This window comes from Acinetobacter sp. UBA3106 (assembly GCA_002365595.1).
Taxonomy (GTDB): domain Bacteria; phylum Pseudomonadota; class Gammaproteobacteria; order Pseudomonadales; family Moraxellaceae; genus Acinetobacter.
The window spans coordinates 62,243-81,830 of sequence record DFAM01000017.1 but is presented as its reverse complement, the minus strand read 5'-3'; the positions used below and the strand labels follow the sequence as shown (position 1 = coordinate 81,830).

Below are 19,588 nucleotides of genomic sequence, written 5' to 3'. Positions count from 1 at the left end.
TCCACAGCAATATGAACCGCTTTAATCACTGCAGCAGAACCCAGATCCGCAGCTTTACGCTTGATCATGCCTAAATCAAGGGTCTTATTAAAGTCATTCATAAAATGACGTACAGTCGCTTCAGCAAACTGCTTATATGATTCCGTTAAAGCTGCTTTATTGATGTCATTCCCGGCTTTAATTTCTGCATAACTGTGTTTGAGATTAGTCACCAAACCAGCATCTAAATGTTCGCCTACACGGAAATTACCTGCTGCGTCTTTAAACAAGCTTTTTTCCGAAAATTCAATTGATTGTTTAACCACATCATTTGAAGATTTGCCCATCAACTGTTTCAGTAAAACCGCAACGGTTGATTTGATATAGCCTGCGAGTTTTTCGGCCGTATCACGTTTATCACTGGTTGGAAAACGACGCACCAGCTCAGTCAAAATGCTATCAATGATTTCTTCATTAATAAGCAATGCTGTTTTGTCACGTAAAGGGTAAAGCGGTTCGCTGGAATTTTTCTTTTCCTGAGCTGTTTGAATACTTGTTAATAATTCTGCAGAAGGAATAAAACCAAAAAATGGCATGTTAAAAAACCTCAATATTCTTCATTTTATTGTCGCGCCAAACGAATGGGGCGAGGCATCCATGTCGCATCGGATACACGGCAAGGATTGATATCTAATCCACCACGACGTGTATAGGTTGCATATACCATCAATTTTTCAGGTTCAAGATTTTGCCAGATATCGGCAAACATCTGTTCCACACATTGTTCATGGAAACCATTATGCTGACGGTAAGAAATAATATAAGCTAAAATACTGCGATAACAAGGTTTTTTACCTTGATAACGTATAAAAACTGTACCCCAGTCGGGTTGGCCGGTGACTGGACAGTTACTGCGTAATAAATGTGAATATAGTTGCACTTCAACTGCATCACTATTTTCTACATCTAATTTTAATAAGCTTGCATCTGGATGGTTCTCTAAGTGATCAGGGTTTAAATCATCAATACAGATTCCTTCAGGTTGAGCAATCTCCAGATCATCAGCCCGAAATAAAGTCAGCGTGACCGGTGCACCGGCAGCAGCAGATAAATCTTTTTCAACCGTGGCAATAAACGCTTCTTTTGAATCGAATTTAGTAAAGTTCATACTGTTAAAGTAGAGCTTGAGAGATTTTGATTCGATCAGGTTGGGAGAAGATGCCGGCAAAGTCATACGGCCAATCGCCACCTGAGGAATGCCGACCGCATTGAGCCAAGAAATTTCAAAAACATGCCACCAGTCTTGGCCTTGCTGAATGCCTGCAACGTGGGCATATTTTTCCCGCGCTTGAGCACGTGAAATTGGAAACAGAATATCGGGTTGATATTCTGTTGGATAATTGGTGTCTTTACCTAATAGAGAATGTTCTACACTCATTATTCACGCATTCCTGAACCACGAGAAAGTAAATAGTAAGCTACGCCGTAAAGTGCCACGCAACATAAGGTGATGATGCTTAATGAAACAGAAACATTGACATCACTATGACCTAAAATGCCGAAACGGAAAGCATTGACCATATATACGATCGGGTTAATTAAAGAGAGATTTTGCCAAAAAGGACTTAAAGCACTAATGGCATAGAATACACCACCTAAATACGTCAGTGGAGTCAGTACAAAAGTGGGGATAATTGAAATATCATCAAATGATTTTGCATAAACGGCATTAATAAAACCACCGATTGAAAATAAAAATGAAGTAATCAGCACGGTATATATAGTCACAAACCAATTGGTAATATAAAGGTCAGTAAAGAACAGGCTCATTGCAGTGACAATAATACCGACCAAGGCACCACGACAGACGCCACCAATCACATAACCCCAAAGAATCATATGTAAAGGCACGGGACTCATAATCAGCTCTTCAATGCTTTTTTGAAATTTGGCACTAAAAAAACTGGAAGATACATTGGCATAACTGTTGGTAATCACTGCCATCATAATCAGGCCAGGTACAATAAATTGCATGTAGCTAAAGCCGCCCATTTGACCTATGCGTGAACCGACCAGATTACCAAAGATCACGAAGTACAAACTCATGGTAATCGCAGGGGGTAACAGGGTTTGTGGCCAAATGCGCATGAAGCGACGCACTTCTTTATGCACCAGGGTATACAGCGCAACACTGAGTTGATTAAAGTTCATTGCGCAGCTCCATCAAGATTTTTTTCCACCATTTTCACAAACAGTTCTTCTAAGCGATTTGATTTATTACGCATACTGCGCACCTGAATACCTTGCGCTTCCATAAGCTGGAACAATTCATTCACGGTATGTGCCTTGTCCATGGTGACTTCTAAAGTCACAGGATCAATTAAATTAAAACGCACGCCAATAATTTCAATATTAATCGGTTGAATCGGTTCGACCAAATCGAAAATAAAGGATTCTTCGCTGAGCTGATTCAGGAACAATTTCATGCTGGTATCTTCCTTAATCACACCACGATCAATAATCGCGATGCGACGACACAGCATTTCCGCTTCTTCAAGATAATGTGTCGTTAAAATGATGGATGTGCCTTTTTCATTCATTTCGGTAAGGAAGTCCCACATCGAACGGCGTAGTTCAATGTCTACACCGGCAGTCGGTTCATCCAAAATGAGCAGTTTAGGTTGATGCATCATGGCACGCGCGATCATCAAACGACGTTTCATCCCGCCAGAAAGCATACGCGCCTGAATGCCACGTTTTTCCCATAAGCCTAATTTTTCTAAATATTCTTCAGCTCGGCTTTCTGCAATTTTTTTAGCAATACCGTAATAGCCGGCTTGAGTCACCAAAATATCAAAGGTTTTTTCAAACTGACCAAAGTTAAATTCCTGTGGTACGACACCCAGGCATTGTTTGGCTGCTGAAGGATGGGTATCCAGATTATGCCCAAAAATTTCCACCGTACCGGAGGTTTTTTTGGTCAATGAGCTAATGATACTAATGGTGGTGGATTTACCTGCGCCATTGGGACCAAGGAGGGCGTAAAACTCACCTTCAGGTACCGTCAAGTTGATCCCTTTTAGTGCCTGAAAACCATTACGATAGGTTTTGGATACGTCTCTCAAGGTCAATGCATCAGTCATGAAATTCTCACCGGGTGAATAGTAGGAGTATTGTGATTGATCTTGCAAAATAAACCAAGTAAATAAGCAGGAATAGTCTGTTGCAATTCTGGAACATTGTATAAAGACTGAGCACAAAAAATGATGACTTATATATAGTTGCTTTACCTTACGGTTTTTTTTGTTATGATGTGCACGCGCGCTCATAGCTCAACTGGATAGAGTACAGGTCTCCGAAGCCTGTGGCGTGGGTTCGAGTCCCGCTGAGCGCACCATTTTCTTGTTTCATCCCTTCCGATGTTATCTGAAAATCATTTAAAATAAATAACTTACGCAACTGGGTTGTCCGATACTATCCAAAGGCGTTTTAGGATACCGTAATCTTTTACGGTACATTCCATTTCTGAAAAAATATACCGTAAAAAATGCCTAAATTAGTTATCAGTCTGACTGACTCAAAAATTAAGTCTGCAATATCAATGCAAAAGAAATCATTTGAAAAAAATATCAAGCTTTCAGATGGTGGTGGTCTTTATTTATTGTTAGATAAAAAAGGTGGGGCATATTGGCGTTTTGATTATATTCGCCCAATCTCTAAGAAAAGAGCCACTATAGCTATCGGTATTTATCCAAGTTGTACATTGGCCAGCGCTCGTGCAAAACGAAGTGAGTTTAGAGAACTGCTTGCGCAGAATATTGACCCAGCAATTCAAAAGCAAGATAAACAGTCCCAATGTCGAAATAATAGTTTTAGATCAGTAGCAGATGAACACCGTAAGAATGAAGAGCTAGAAGCAAGTACACAACGTCGGAATCAGTTTGTCTGGGATAAGCTTTATGCGGCTATTGGCGAATTTCCTATTGATGTAATAACACCCTCTCAAATTTGGAAGTATGTCGTCTTTATGAGAAACAAGTTAAAAATGACTTTGCAAAGCGAATGAGAAGTAAAGCATCTCAAGTTTTTCGCTATGCGATTGCCTTAGGGGTGTGTCAGTTCAATGTTGCTGATCAAATTAGCGGTATTCTGAAGGTGGGTAAAACTAAGCATCGAGCGGCTATTACTGATAAGCAAAAGCTAGGAAAACTATTAAAGAATATCAATACACATGCAGGTCGTGGGGATATTGCTATTGATTATGCAGTCAAAATCTTACCCCATGTATTTGTGCGTCCTGGAGAATTACGTGCAGCAAAGTGGGCAGATATCGATTTTGAAAATTGAACATGAAGTTATACACCGCCTAAGATCAAAAATCAGACAGCCCCACAACATATGGTTCCTTTGTACGATCAAGTCCTGAAGCTGTTCCAAGAATTGTATTGCATTACTGGATATACAGAATATTGTTTTGTGTCTATGCGAGATAAAACGAAAAAGTGCGAGGAGAGATTTCTCTAAGCGTTGTCGATATTCTTGATTCAGACTTGCGACCACCGGATCTTTATTTCCTATTTCTAAGCCGGAGAATGAGACCATTGCTTGTGCTTTTCTGATTGAGAAAGATCCTCGACAATCCCCCAAAGTAAGAGGAATCATAATCGATTGGTACTGAGAAATAGTTTTTTAATCTAATGGTTTTATTTCGATAGCAAATTTTTCTCTTACGAAATAATCGGGCTAAAAAGCCCGATTTATATATTTCTCAAAGAGAATGTATTTAAACTTGAAATAATAATTTTTCGTAGCTTAAAAGTTAAAAGAGTATGAATAGCCACCGATTTTGTAGATACCTTTTAGTTAGATAAAATGGCTAATTAAAGAGGGGCTTATACAGCTAAGAAATTTCAGAGACTTGAGAATTTTCTTAATTCATACATCATAGCTTAAGAATTTTATAAAGACAAAATTATAAGTATTTGAAAAAAATAATATTTAAATTTGGCATAGGGATTCTAGTAAAGCTTAAGTGGAATATGATGATTTTGATATACAGCCATTAGATGTAGAACAGCCTCCTTGCTTTATTCATGTTACAGGTACTCAGCGGGAAAAATATATCGAATTTGAATTTTCGATAAGTGATGCAGAGTTAGCTGTAGAAATGATTAGGCACAGTCAATCTGCCCATCCAATGGAGTTTGAGTAAGTAAGTCTACACGAACTTAAGAGCCACCGACATTTTTCTAATTAGCTGAGCTAAACCTATTTGCAGGGTTTCATCATCTATACTGATACTAAGTTTATGCAATTAGTGGTGATATTCAGGCTGATGTTTCTTAGGCTTTCATTAACTTGCCCTAAAAACTTTAAACAAGTTGAATTGACGAATGGATAAACCCCATCAAGACTTTTTTGTTAGCTAATCGCAATATACCTTTTTTCTACTTTTCTACATAGCTTACAGTAATCCAATATTGTCCCATCTAATCCACAAAGTTTAATGAGAGTTTGAGCAAAGCTCATGATCATACAAAGAAAGTCGGAACAGAAATCAGATAATATTAAATAACTAGCAGACTTAAGTGACTAGACTTTGAATTAATCACTATTTTTTGTGATAAAAAATGTCAATAAGTGAAAATTATTTTGATAAAAAGACAATAGATACACCATTTACAAGAAAAATGTGACTTGTGCGACATTTTTGTGTATTTTTTTATTTTCTAATGTGAAAATACAGTGACATTATGTTAAGAAATGTATCAAAAAATGATTAAATCCGAAAAAATTTTGAGTTTGATTCCTCTATCTTTGCTATTAGTCTCAGGATGGACAACCTCTTCCTTCGCGAATAGCCAAGCTTTAGTTGCTGATATGAAAGTGTTTCAGATAGAGGCAAACCAAAAAGTAAAAAAAGAATTAAAAGCAACCGATCGAGTAAAGCCAACGGCATTGCTTGAGTACAAAGTCGAATATTCAAATATATCAAGTCAAAGTCTGAAAAATTTAAAGTTGAATCTTCCACTTCCTGCGGATGTAACTTACACAGGGCAAAGCTTACCCCAAGATGCCTATGCTTCAGTAGACGGTAAAAGTTTTGCTAAAGCACCACTCACCCGTATGGAAAATGGCAAAAAAGTGAATGTTCCACTGGCTGAATATCGCTTTTTACAATGGAATGTGAGTGAGTTAAAACCAAAACAGAAAATTATTGTTTCTGCTCAAGTACAAGTTAATACATCTAAATAAAATTTTTAATTGGTCAATATCGACTTTATTGTTGGGTTCTTTATGAAAAATAATTTTCAATTAAGTAAAATTGCTGCATCACTGGCAGTAATGGGTGGGGTATCGTTGCTTGTTAGCCAGGCTATGGCTGCTGCACCTTTAGCTGGTACGAATATTAGTAACGTTGCAACCGCAACGTATACAGATAATACGCAAACTGAGCGCGTAGTAACATCTAACGTGGTTAAAACGCTTGTAGCACAAGTGGGCAGCTTTACTCTTGTGCAGTCTAATGAGCGTCAAACCGCAGCTAACAGCAGTGTAAGTTTCCCGCATATTTTGACAAATACCGGTAATGGTACGGACTCTTTCACGCTTAGGATTACAAATGAGGCTGGTACTTTTGATTGGGCTAGCCATGATGTTTATATTGACCGCAATCAAGATGGCATAGCTGATAACGGCGCAGCCGCTTTAGCATCAACAACAGCGATTGAATTAGCTGCCGGTGAATCCATTGGCCTGGTTGTAGTGGCTAAAACGCCATTGGCAGCGACAGCAGGTCAAAATGACAGCCTGACTTTAACTGCAACATCAAACAAAACGGCTCTATATGATATTGGCAAAGATACAGTATCCAACACTGACAAAGCCACCATTATTACAGGTGCAGTCATTGAAATTAAAAAAGAAGCCAGTGTTAGTACAATTAGCGCCAATGGTTACATTACCTATACTTTGACTTTCCAAAATAAAGGTACAGCTGCAGCCACTTCAGATGTCATTATTTATGACGTACTCCCAAGCAATGTAACATTTGCTGATACAGCTGATAGCAAATTAACTGCCTATTATAATGGCAGCGCTTCAGCATTAACTCGTGATGCTACAGATAGTGATAAATTTGCTTATGTATCTAGTGGTCGTAGTGATGCAAAAGAGGTTTTTACCTTTAATGCAGGAAAACTTGCTGCGGGTTCAACCGGTAAATTAACTTTTACTGTTAAGGTTAAAAACGCTGCTGCAAATGGTGAAAAAATTACCAACACGGCATATGCAGATACTGATGGCTTCACACCAGGTACAAGTACGCCATTAACACCAGCGAATGTTCCATCTGTTCCACCGACAACTACGGATACGACATTAGTTCCATCTAACCCGAACAATGTTACTGTTGTAGGCATAACTGCCCATTCAATTAACGATGATAAAGACGTTTCTTGGATTGACAAGAATGTTCCAGTCGGCAGCGCTACGGGCATTGATGATGAAGTCCATGCAACAGCTTCGCAAGGTCAGGCCATTGTCTTTGGCAATAACACCTCGGGCGGCGATGTGATTTATGTCCACAACTCAGGCACAACGACTGACAGCTATAGCCTTAGTGTTGCTGCAACGACTGGCGCTTTGCCAAACGGCAGCATCATTGAAATTCTGAAGGCTGACGGTAAAACACCAGTGACAGATAACAATACTGGTCCGATTGAAGCGGGTGGCAGCTTAAAATTTGTGGTACGGGTTACTTTGCCAACCAGCGGCACAGTTGCTGCAGGCACTAAATTGACTATGACCAGCACTTCAGTCAACAACAGTAGCAATAAAGATACCATTTCTTTGGTTGTTGATTCATTTACAAAGAGTGCTGTGGACTTGGTACATAATACAGGCACAACAGGATCGCCCGTTTATGTCGGTGATGGCTTGAATAGCAGCACAGGTGTTCCTGACACAGCTTTAGTTCCAGGTACACCTAAACAGCTGGATGTTACGATCAAAAATACAGGCGGTACGCCGGACAACTACAATATTGTAGTTACAGGCATTCCAACCGGCTGGACAGCGGAACTTTTTGGAAAAGACGCAGCTGGCAAATGTACAAACACGAAAGTAACCAACTCCGGTACAATCGCCAATGGCGGTACGGGCAGTTACTGCCTGGTGGTTACAACACCAGATGGCACGCCAGCAACGGATATTGCAAAAACTATTACAGTCAACATCAGCTCGCCCTCTACCGGCAGCAATGATAGCATTGGATTCAAACTGACCGTTGCAGCACAGCGCGCAATCAGCTTTACGCCAGACCGTCAAGGCCAGTTAGCCCCTGGTGGCAGCATTATTTACAGCCATACCTTAACCAACATTGGTAACGTTACTGAAGCAGCTGATGGTAAAACATTGAACTTTATTTTACCAACGCCAACAGCAGGTGAAACGGTAACTGTTTATGTGGACACAGATGGTAACGGTATTCTGGATGCTAATGAAGTTGTAACAGGTACAGGTGCTTTAAACAGCATTTTGCAAAATGCAAAATTTGATGTATCTAAGTTACCTGGTTTGCAGCAAGGCGAGTCCGTTACTGTTTATGTAAAAGTTGAAGCGGCAGCAACTGCAACGGCCGGCCAGTCTTATACATCTACAGTACAAATTCAGCCTGAAGCTAACGCTGTATTAGGTTCAAACAGCATTTTATCAATTACAGACCGCACAGTAATTAACCTAGGTTCAGTACGTTTAGAAAAATTCCAGTTTGCTGCAGACTGTACAGCAGCACCCGTTGATACTGACTATACTGCAAACTTACAGAATGCTAAACCTGGTCAATGCGTATTTTATAAAGTAAAGGCAACAAACCAGGGTAATGCTGATGCAACTGCTGTTGTAATCAATGATGCTGTGCCGGCATACACAAAGTACAAAACCGGTTCTGTAGCACGTGAGCCAGCAGCTCAAGGCACTGCACCAACAGAAGCTAACGGTAATATAAATTACAATGTCGGTACTTTAACTCCTGGCGCTTTTGCCACATTGAAGTTTGCTGTCACAGTTGATAAATCAACCACTCCATAATCTTTAAAAAACTCTTCTCCCTCTTTTTTCGAAGAGAGGGACTCCATTCGTTTGTTCTAATTATTTGTATTTTCGTATTTTTGGTTTTGGGGTGTGGCAATGAAAAAAGCAATGAATAAGAAAGTGGAGACATTATCTTTGTCTGCACTTGCATCTGCTTTGTTCTTTGCACAGCACGGTCATGCTGCGATGCCTATGGCTGGACAAATGATTCAGAATATTGCTTATGCAAGTTTTGAAGTTAGTGATTTGAACGGTGGACAATTACTGCGAACAACTCAATCCAATGCAGTCAATATCGAAATTGCAAAGTTTTATGGTCTTGAACTATTTCCAAATCAGCTCCAGCAAGTAGAAGCGGGTTCAAAAGTCATCTGGTTAAATCAGGTGACCAATACCAGTAATACAAATGCGTGGTTTGATTTTAAAACCGTGGCTATTAACCATTTATCCAATTTAAAAATCTATTTAGATGCCAATCAAGATGGTGTTCTGGATATTTCAGACACCCTGATTAAAGATGGATTAGAATTACAACCCAATCAAACTGTACACTTATGGGTCGTGGCAGATACCTCATTACAAACTCCCGATCAGTCCAAGTTAGAGCTTCCTTTAACCGCACAAATTCGTGAAGAACCGCAACAACAAAAAACAGTGCAAGACCCTGTACAGGTCTTTGAAGCAAAGTTAAAAATAGAAAAAGCCGTAGACCAACAACTGCTTAGCATAACTCAGCAGGCACAAACCCTGAATTATACTTTGACGGTAACCAACTCGGCATTATTACCAGTATCTCCTGCAACAGTCACGGTGGATGGACAGGAACAATCATGGGTGATTGTTGAAGATCCTTTGCCGGCAAATACTGTTTTTGAAGATATTCAGGTTTCAGATCTGGCTTCTAATACACTGGTTTTGCATAAGTTGGCAGAAGGGCAATATTCAAGTCATTTACCTCAGGATAAAAGCCAAATTGGCCATGCCGTCGTTGCTTATAAAAAACCATTTGCAGCCGGTCAAAAAAGCGAGATTAAGTTAAAGGTTAAAACGCAGCCGACCATTAGCTATACCACATTGGTGAATGGAGCTTATGTTCTGCATCAAAAAGGGCAAGTGAATCAAAAAACCTTATCCAATAAAGTTGAAACCAAGGTTGTGGGTCAGCCAACTTTGGATAGCACCACAAATGATTTTAAAATCAGCTTGTATACCGGCAAAGTTAATGAACCGATTTATTTAAAAACCAATGCCGCGGTTTGTAATGCTCACCGTTTTAGCAAAGAGCAGGCACGCATTCGTATTCAGTCTAAATTGACGGGTGATATTGTTATTATTTCTGCCATGGAAAGTGGTGAAAATACCGGTCTGTTCCAATTTAGTTTAGATACTGAAGAAAATGCAGAAAAAAATCTGAATGATGCTGTTTTACAAACGCTTAAACGTGATGAGGTTACAGCGAGTCTGGTTGAATGCGTCGACGAGCAAGGTCAGGTCACTACACCGATTAATGATATTTCAACGCAGATATTGATTGATCCATACGGCATTATTTTCGATGCAAAAACGAAAAAGCCTGTGGCTGGGGCAACCGTTATACTGGTGGATGAAAATGATCAGCCGGTCGGTAATAATGTGGCTTTTGAAGTTGACCGTACCACAGGGGCTTTACGTTCAATTCCTGCGAAACAGGTAACGTCTGCGACAGGTGAGTTTGTTTATCCGCAAGTGATTCCGGGTAACTATAAATTGTTAGTCGATACCTCAACAATTGCTACTCATCAATATAGTTTTGTCAGCGATCAGGTGGTTTATCCGATCAGCTCATTTAACGGCATGGCGGTACATTCGCAATATTCTTATGGTGGCTTATTTACCCTGACATCCAGCAGTCCGGCATTGAATATAGATATTCCGATTGACCCGCTATTAAGCCAATCGGGTTTGATGGTACAAAAAACTGCACGTGATAGCAGTATCGAATTGGGTGATTTCACCAATTACAGTATTACCGTGAGTAATAAAGGGGATGTACTTGCACGTGATGTCAAATTGCAAGACAGTTTACCGCGTGGTTTTAGCTATGTGCCAAGTACCATGCGTATTGATGGCAAACCAGTGGCAGACCCGGAAGGTGGCAAAGGCCCTTATCTAACTTTGGGTCTAGGTGATCTTGCAGTCAATGCCAGTGCCAAAATTGAATACCGTGTTCTGGTCGGACCCAATGCTTTAAATGGGGATGGAATTAACCGGGCTCGTGCAGTGGATGGTTCTGGTCTCAGTTCAAATGAAGCACAGGCTAAAGTTAAAGTTCGTCCGGGTGCGTTTAGTGCCGATGCATTTGTGGTAGGTAAAGTTTATACCGACTGTAACCGTAATGGCATACAGGATAAAGGCGAGTTGGGTGTGCCGGGTGTCCGTATCTACATGGAAGATGGCAGTTATGTCATCACGGACCGTGAAGGTAAATATGACTTTTACGGCGTGTCGGCAAAAACCCATGTGCTTAAAATTGACCGCACCACGTTACCTGCCGGCGTAGAGTTGCTGACTCAGTCCAACCGAAATGCAGGTGATCCATCCAGCCGCTTTGTCGATGTCAAACGTGGCGAATTGCATCGTGCTGATTTCGCCATGGCGAATCAGATAGATGCCTGTTCTGCACCCTTAACAGATGCAATCAAACAGCGTCAGGAAAAAATTAACAGCAGCAATTTAAATCTTGAAAAAGCGATTAACAAGCAACTTTCTATTGATGCACCGAGCTATCTGGAAAGCAGTACCCGTTCAGAAAACGCCCAAGGCTGTTTGGCAAATGACAATGATCAGAATTGCTTATTGAATCGGGGGGATTTGGCTGCACAAAAACAAGCGCAATTGTTGATTGATCCCGTAAAACCGCCTGTTTTAGTAAATCTTGAAGAATATTTAAAGCGTAGCGAAAACAATGCTTTAGAAATTTTGAACTTAAAAGAAGGACAGGTTCTACCCCATGCCCAAACGACGATTCAAGTTCAAGGTGCAACCGGCGCGACACAGCGTGTTTTAGTCAATGATGTGGTGGTGGCAGATAAACAACGCGGTAAATTAGCCATTCTGGATGAGCAACGTAAACAAGCCGTTGAATATGTCGGAGTGGCATTAAAAATCGGTAAAAACAGCATTCGTGCTGAACAACTGGATTTTGCTGGCAATGTCCGTGAAAGCCAACAAATCCAAGTGATTGTTCCGGATGAAATTCATCAGCTGAAGTTACAACAACCGCAAGCTTCGGTGATGGCCAATGGCCGTGATGTGATGCAGCTGCGAGTTCAGTTGCAAGACAAACAAGGTGTCAAGGTTGCCACCCGTACCTCGATCACTTTAGAAAGTGATATCGGGATTATTGATCTTCAAGATTTAAATCCAAATGAGCCCGGTATTCAAACCTTCATTGAAGGTGGTGAGATGATTATTCCGATTCTTGCACCGAATGCTCCTGCACGTGGAAAACTACGCGTCAGCAGTGGTTTACTCAAACAAGAAATCGACATTCAGTTTCAGGCAGATTTACGTCCGCTGATTGCCGTGGGTTTAATTGAAGGTTCAGTTAACTTTAATAATTTTGATAACACACAGCTGCACAGTGTGGGTCGTAATGATGGTTTTGAAGATGAGCTGAATGAAATTGCGCAGTGGGGTAATGACACCTCATTGACTGGTCGCGCTGCAATGTTCCTAAAAGGAAAAGTCAAAGGCGATTATCTGTTAACCCTGGCTTATGATTCTAATAAAAGTTCCAAGCAACGTCTGTTCCGGGATATTCAACCTGATGAATATTATCCAGTTTACGGGGATGCAGCGGCAAAAGGCTTTGAAGCCCAATCGACCAGCAAATTGTATGTACGCTTAGATAAAGGCCGCTCTTATGCCATGTATGGCGACTATGTGACCCATACAGAGAAAGATGAAGGTCTGGCTTTGGGGCAATATAACCGTTCATTGACGGGACTTAAAGTTGGGCATGAAGGTGATAAGTTTCAAGCAGCAGCATTTGTAGCTGAGACCAAATCTCGTCAAGTGGTCACAGAAAATCGTGCACTGGGTATTTCTGGTCCTTATAGTCTGGGTTCAATTTCAAATGAACTTATTTTAGACAACAGCGAAAAAGTCGAGATTCTGACCCGAGATCGCAATAATCCTGGTTTAATTATTGCCAAACAAAGCTTAACCCGTTTTACCGATTATGAAGTTGATACCTATAGCAACAGCATTTACTTAAAACAGGCTGTCGCCAGCGTCGATCAAGACCTCAACCCAAACTTTATTCGTATCACGGTGGAAGCGGATGAAATCGGTGAAGAATATCAAGTTGGTGGGATGAGTTTTAGTTATGCCATGAAGAGCCATCTGAAAATGGGCGGTTCATTTGTGCAAAGTAATGACCCATTAAATCAGGAACAGATTGCCAGTTTAAATACCGTGGTGAAAGTGGGGCAGTACGGTAAATTAATTGCTGAAGTAGCACAGTCTAAAAATACCGACTCTACGGCAGATCAGATTACACAGATCAATAGTGATTCAACCCGTGACAAAAACCAAGGTAGCGCTGCCCGGATAGAATTCGAATATGCACCGAACTTTGCCCATGTGCGTGCCTATCACCAGCAAGCCGAAGAGGGTTTCCAGAATGATGCAGCAACCATAAGTGCAGGACGTAAAGAAAGTGGCGTCAAGGCTTCCGCACCGATTGCAAAACTGGGTGTGGCACGCGTTGAAGCCATTCGAACTGAAGATCAAGACAATAATGGTGTGCGTACCGGATTGTCTGCCAGTCTGGAACGTAATTTCTTTAAAATTCTCGCGGTGGAATTAGGGCTGCGTCATTATGATGAAACCAGTGCGGCGGCAACGTTAGCGACAGAAAATCTGGGTCCATATAACGGCACGACCGGGCGTATCAAATTTACCGGTAATCTGCCTTGGAAAGGTACATCAGCTTTTATTGAATACGAACAGGATTTATCCAATTCTGACAAACAGGTTTTATCGGTGGGGGGAACGGCTAAAGTTCTACCCAATACTGAAGTCTATGCCCGCCATGAAGTAATTTCAGCAATTGATGGCTTGTACTCCATGAATAGCACAGAAGAAACCAACAGCACGGTGTTTGGTATTTCCAGCAACTATATGAAAGATGGTTCAGCATTCAGTGAGTATCGTGTTGCAGATGGCATCAGTAACCGTGAAGCTGAAGCAGCATTGGGATTGCGTAACCGCTGGCAACTAAAACCGCGTGTATATGTCAGTAGCAGTTTTGAGCGTATCCAGTCTTTATCTAAAAATGAAGACAATACCAATAATGATGCCACTGCACTGAGTCTTGGGCTTGAATATTTAGTTCATGAGAGTTGGAAAGCGACCACCCGTTTGGAAGGTCGCCGTTCGGATACTTCAGATACCCTGATCAATACCACTGGTTATGCCTACAAGCTATCTGATGATGCAACCGTGCTGACTAAAAACACGCTGAACTTTGTCGATAATAAAGCAGCAGATCAGGGGGATCACTTACGCAACCGTTTCCAGCTCGGTTATGCATGGCGCGATTATGATCAAAATAAACTCGATATCTTGTCGAAAATTGAATATTACTATGAAGATAATGCCACTGATTTAGAAGCAGAATTCAAGCGTGAAGCTTATGTGACTTCTGTACATGCGAATTATCATCCGCAGCGCCGTCTGACTTTATCGGGTCAATATGCCGCGAAATGGTCTGAGCTCGATGAAGATCATATTACTAGCAATGCTCTAACACAGTTATTCAGTGGTCGTGTGATTTATGACATCAATGAACGTTGGGACATGAGTGTACAGGCAGGCGCTTTATGGGCCAACCGTGGTGCAGGGACGCGTTATTTGGTCGGGACAGAATTAGGATATTTGCTTGCAACCAATCTTTGGGTTTCAGCAGGTTATAACTTTATGGGTTATCAGGATGATGAACTGGCGAATACCAGTTCAACCGGGGAGGGTGCGTATTTAAGATTCAGATTCAAGTTTGATGAAGATCTGTTTGGTCGCCGTTCGGCAAATACAAATTTTGCTTTAGAGCCAGAACAGGAACGATAAAACATGAAACAACTGATTGGACTGCTTACAGCTTTATTTTTAGGGAACAACTTGCTATATGCTGCCCCCTTTTTAGCTGCTGATGCTCGGCATCAAATTAATACGTTATCTACTACTTTACAACAATATACTGATGCTGATGCACTGACTCGTTATCACGCTTACAAGGCAAAAATGTGGCTAAGCTATGCAGTCAATCAACAATCTGAGCACAGTTTAACCGTTGCCGGGCAGGAAGCTTTGCAACAGGCTCAAAGTATTGTCAGTGGGCTGCAGTCCAAGCAAAAATTGAGTTTAACCACACCAGTCTTAAGCGTGTCACAAGTCATGCGCCGTGATTTGTGGTGGCAGATTGAATATTTAAAACAGCAGGGTGCTATTGATAAAGCGCCAGAAAGTCTGGCACATGCAGAGGTGATGCTGGTTTGGGCTGCGGCAGAATATTGCGAGTTGGGCTGGAAACATGCCCAAGAACCTTTCAATGCGGTGCAACAGGCTTTAGATCAGGTGGTTGAATCTACAGGTGTACAGCGCACGGCTATCAGCTGGCAGCCAGAGCAGTTGCCTTCATTGCAGCAGCTGAATGGCAATGGCTGTCAGGGGGTGAATTCTGCATTTTGGCCTCTAGCCAAAGTACAATTAAATCAACAGTCTAATAGTTTAAAGATCAATAATATTGTACATTTTGCCCGGGACAGTGCAGATTTAAGCCCAGCCAGCCAGACGGTGCTGCAACAATGGGGAACTCAGTTGAAAAAATATCCGCAATTGTCTGTTATTTTAAAGGGTTATACCGATCGTCATGCAAGCCCGAACTATAACATACAGCTGGCACAGCACCGTGTTCAGGCGGTGCAAGATTATCTTGTATTACAGGGCATGGATATTGCAAATATTACGACTGAAGCCAAGGGTGCAGTTAATTTTCAAACCGATACAGAGATGAAAATAGCTGAAGCCAAAAGCCGTCGGGTGGTTCTGCAGGTTACAGATGTACCTGGGATTGAAATTAAATATTTGCCGCAGTGGCAAGATTTACAAATAGAGTCAAAACTGCAAAAAGTGCAGGTGAAATAACATTATGATCAAGCGATATTTACCTCATGTTTTGGCATCTTTAGTTTTAATGGTGGGCGGTGTGGCTGAGGTCAATGCAGCAGATGCTGCAGCAGATACCAGTAAAGTTAAAATTCAGCGGAGTTTTATTAATTTAAGTTTTAACAAACCCACGTTGAGCGGCAGTTATCAGCAATTTGCTGAAACGGCAGTGGAAGGTTGGAAAACCACCCATAAAACCCCTAAGTTAATTGAAATTTGGCGCGGTAAAGGCCCAGATGGCAATGCAACTGCGGACTGGGGGACAGCAAATATCAATAATCAATATGCTGAACTTAATGCTGAGGATGCATCTGCACTGTATCAGCCAGTATGTTTGATAAAAGGTGAAGAGTTTGAGTGGAATTTCAGGCATGCCGCTCGATCAAGCAGTACGGAAGAGGCTACTTTTTATATCGGGAAAGTAAACGCAGATCGCCTAGGTTTTACTCAGTTACAGAAAATTGGCGCACAGCAATCTACTAAACTATGGACATGGGTGGATGCCAATCCTATCGGAGCTAAAGCCGTTGTTTCAGTTAATAGCGGTATCTATGACTTTATCTTTGCTGCAACAAAATATAGCAGTGTAACCTTAGGTAATTTTATTGATGATATTTCATTAAAATTAAAACCTGCAGTTGAATTTAGTGCGGCTTCAGGGCGTTTTTACGAAGGTGAGGATGCAACAGGGAAGACCCATTCTGTACCTTTTAATGTTGTTGGACAAATTTTAAGTCAGAGTGATATGCCTACCCTGCAATTTAAAATTGAATATCTGACGGGCTATGCTCAGACTAAAGCGGTATATGGAAAAAATTACAGATTATATAAGCAAACTGCATCAGGCTTGGTTGAATTGGGTTCAGCAGATAGTTTGGTGACCGCAAATCCAGACAAAGTAACTTTTAATTACACCCCAGTCTATAACGCTACCCTAGATTATACCAAAGGGGTTCAGGTCAATGATTTGGTAATTAAAATTCTTGGCAATACTCAAACCAATACTGATATCAATCTACCGTTTGAATTCGCGCTGGATGCGAACAGTAAAGCTGTTTCCACCAATTTGAGTACCTGTGGTAATGTGAGTGCAGATGTCAAATTTGATCTCAAGATCCAAGAAGATGATATTGATTTGGCGGTCGTCAAAAGCCTAACACCAGAGTCGGTGGTTCAAAAAGATAACCTGATTTCTTATCAGCTGGATGTCATCAATAAGACTGCCGTGCAGGCAGATGGAGTACTCCTGCGAGATAATTTCAAAAACTTACTTCAGGTGACGAGCGGTAATGCTGCAAATCAAACCAGTCTGATCTGTGAAGATTTGACCGATGGTACCAGCAAGGCTTGTCCTTCGACTTGGACAGATGCCAATGCATTGACTGCACTGTTGAGCAGTACCACTGCAGGTAGTGGTTTAAGTTTAGGCGATATTCCCGCCAATGCAAAATACATCTTTACGGTTAAAAATTTAAAAGTCACCGACACAGATACTACAAGTGTGGGTTTTGTAGAAAATACAGCCATTATTGAAACCACCAAGATGCAGGATCTGGTTCCCGGCAATAACACTTCAACCGTAAAGAGCATGGTTGCGGCCAAAAGTGATTTATCCAATAATATCAGCAATGCTCCTGCAGCAGATGCTGCTGCAACTGGTGCGGGTATGTTTATCATTGGCAAAGAAGGCCGAACCGGTTCCACACCACTTTGGACTCAAAAATCAGACAGTAACACCAAAGTATATTTCCCACTCAATGTTCAGAATTACGGTAATCTGGCACAGGATTATCAGCTGTATGCATCCAGTAGCAAAATTGAGCCAACACTGGGGACGGGTGAGTATTCAACCTTGGTTAAAAATAGTGTCACACCCTTTAGTTCTGGTTTAAAAATTGAATTTTATAAAGCAGATCTTGCGCAATGTAAAACGGGGGTAAGTGGCCAGCAGATTACTCAACTGAATGTTGCAGCCAATAGCACCGCACAGCTCTGCGCAGTTGTGACCGTTTATTCTTCTGTGACAGCGACCACCAATATCTGGTTTGCAATCGAGTCGCTTCAGTCGGGCTTGGCTGACATTGTTCTGGATGCTGTGATTCCCCAGCCCAAAAAGCGTACATTGGAATTAAGCAATGACCAAAGTGCACAGGTGGGGATCGGGGGGAGCTATGTATTTTTGCACCGTCTGACCAACTATGGTGTGGAAAATGAAACTAAAGTGAAGGTCAGTATTAACCCAGTCAATCGTACCGATGGCTTTTTATATACCTTGTTTTTGGATCAAAATGGCAATGACACGCTAGATGCAAGTGATACTTTACTGTCCGGCACAGAGACTGAATTAAACAATATCATTGAACCGAATAAATCGGTCACTTTATTGATTAAAGTTGAAGCCCCATCAATGGCCAACAATGGTATGAGTAGTCAAGTTAAGCTGATTGCCAAGCCGGATAATGTCGGGAAAGACATGACATTAGCTGATTTAAGTAATACGGACTTGATTACGGTCAGTCCGAATCAGTTAAAAATTATGAAATCGCAATTCAAAGTTGAAAATTGCAGTATGGCAAATGCCGCGGCAGTGATCAATGCAACGTATACCGTACAAAATGAAAACCTGAAACCGAATCAATGTCTGATTTACCGGATTATGGTGAAAAATACTGGCAGTACGGCATTAAGCAATGTAGTGATTAACGATATGTATCCCGCTTATACCCAGCAATGGGCACTTTCAGGTATATTGCCAATTGTAGGAAGTAATGGTCAAAACATTACCGATAGTAGCAACAATACAATTGAAGATGATGGCACAGCTAAAATTAAGACGATCTTAAAAGAGCTGTTATCACAACAGGAAAAGTCTCTGTATTTTGGCATCAAAATGCAATGAGAGGTTTAACATGATAATGATTGTCTAATTTATGATGTTCCTATCATGGTTGTGCCCTGTACTAACGTGATAGCTATCTAAACCATTTTCATTCTGTAATTTCCAGTTGCCTGCAAAGGTATAAGCTGATTTACCTTGCAAGACTTCAAGCTCACCCGTTGGTGACTGCTCAACCATTAAATCAAGAAAGATCTTGGCATCACCTAAGAAATCTTCTAAAGAATCTGTCGCCTCACTGTCTAAGCTGATAAATACGAAACCGCGATAATTAGAAATGCGACCTTGTTTGAGACCACGTGTGATTTTATCGAAGTGTTCGCAATATTCGCCTGGTGGACTGCCACCACTCTCCTAGACAAATTTAGTCCATCCTGTGAACACAGCCGCGCTTGGACATCCCGACAATTC

General features: G+C 41.2%; 12 protein-coding genes, 1 tRNA gene and 1 pseudogene. 9 read left to right on the top strand and 5 right to left on the bottom strand.

Features of this window, described 5'->3' with window-relative positions:
* The 4 genes from B4C48_RS09905 to B4C48_RS09890 all read right to left on the bottom strand — a co-directional run.
* A partial coding sequence (locus tag B4C48_RS09905) for a hypothetical protein (RefSeq protein ID WP_291356032.1) occupies nt 1–575 on the bottom strand: 575 nt, incomplete at its 3' end.
* A gap of 26 nt (nt 576–601) precedes the next feature.
* A complete protein-coding gene (queF, locus tag B4C48_RS09900; RefSeq protein ID WP_291356030.1) occupies nt 602–1,417 on the bottom strand; it encodes an NADPH-dependent 7-cyano-7-deazaguanine reductase QueF in 816 nt (271 codons plus the stop codon).
* Nucleotides 1,417–2,190 carry an ABC transporter permease gene (locus B4C48_RS09895; protein ID WP_291356028.1) on the bottom strand — a complete coding sequence of 258 codons (774 nt, stop codon included), beginning with the start codon at nt 2,188–2,190 and terminating at the stop codon, nt 1,417–1,419. Before B4C48_RS09895 ends, queF begins: the two co-directional genes overlap by 1 nt.
* Entirely contained in the window at nt 2,187–3,122 is a 936-nt protein-coding gene (locus tag B4C48_RS09890; RefSeq protein ID WP_291356026.1) for an ABC transporter ATP-binding protein, read from the bottom strand. Before B4C48_RS09890 ends, B4C48_RS09895 begins: the two co-directional genes overlap by 4 nt.
* 178 nt (nt 3,123–3,300) lie before the next feature.
* Between B4C48_RS09890 and B4C48_RS09885 the strand changes: the two genes are divergently transcribed.
* The 9 genes from B4C48_RS09885 (at nt 3,301) to B4C48_RS09845 (ending at nt 19,180) form a co-directional block, all read left to right on the top strand.
* Nucleotides 3,301–3,376, top strand: a tRNA-Arg gene (locus B4C48_RS09885).
* Nucleotides 3,377–3,526: 150 nt separating this feature from the next.
* Entirely contained in the window at nt 3,527–4,045 is a 519-nt protein-coding gene (locus B4C48_RS09880; protein ID WP_291356024.1) for an integrase arm-type DNA-binding domain-containing protein, read from the top strand.
* Nucleotides 4,042–4,326 (top strand): tyrosine-type recombinase/integrase, encoded by a 285-nt coding sequence (locus tag B4C48_RS09875; RefSeq protein WP_291356022.1) that lies wholly within the window; start codon nt 4,042–4,044, stop codon nt 4,324–4,326. Before B4C48_RS09880 ends, B4C48_RS09875 begins: the two co-directional genes overlap by 4 nt.
* Nucleotides 4,327–5,011: 685 nt before the next feature.
* Nucleotides 5,012–5,191 (top strand): phenol hydroxylase subunit, encoded by a 180-nt coding sequence (locus tag B4C48_RS09870; RefSeq protein ID WP_291356020.1) that lies wholly within the window; start codon nt 5,012–5,014, stop codon nt 5,189–5,191.
* Between the two features lie 563 nt (nt 5,192–5,754).
* Nucleotides 5,755–6,234, top strand: a complete 480-nt coding sequence (locus B4C48_RS09865; protein ID WP_291356018.1) for a hypothetical protein — start codon at nt 5,755–5,757, stop codon at nt 6,232–6,234.
* Between the two features lie 42 nt (nt 6,235–6,276).
* The gene (locus tag B4C48_RS09860) at nt 6,277–9,069 is read left to right on the top strand and encodes a hypothetical protein (RefSeq protein WP_291356016.1); all 2,793 of its coding nucleotides are present in this window, start codon (nt 6,277–6,279) and stop codon (nt 9,067–9,069) included.
* Nucleotides 9,070–9,168: 99 nt separating this feature from the next.
* The gene (locus B4C48_RS09855; RefSeq protein ID WP_291356014.1) at nt 9,169–15,183 is read left to right on the top strand and encodes an SdrD B-like domain-containing protein; all 6,015 of its coding nucleotides are present in this window, start codon (nt 9,169–9,171) and stop codon (nt 15,181–15,183) included.
* A gap of 3 nt (nt 15,184–15,186) precedes the next feature.
* Nucleotides 15,187–16,260, top strand: a complete 1,074-nt coding sequence (locus B4C48_RS09850) for an OmpA family protein (protein ID WP_291356012.1) — start codon at nt 15,187–15,189, stop codon at nt 16,258–16,260.
* Between the two features lie 4 nt (nt 16,261–16,264).
* Complete coding sequence (locus tag B4C48_RS09845; protein WP_291356010.1) at nt 16,265–19,180, top strand: hypothetical protein; 2,916 nt, start codon at nt 16,265–16,267, stop codon at nt 19,178–19,180.
* Nucleotides 19,181–19,231: 51 nt separating this feature from the next.
* Here B4C48_RS09845 and B4C48_RS09840 read toward each other — a convergent pair.
* A pseudogene (locus tag B4C48_RS09840) lies at nt 19,232–19,513 on the bottom strand (anthranilate 1,2-dioxygenase large subunit); the annotation flags it as partial.
* Nucleotides 19,514–19,588: the final 75 nt, after the last annotated feature.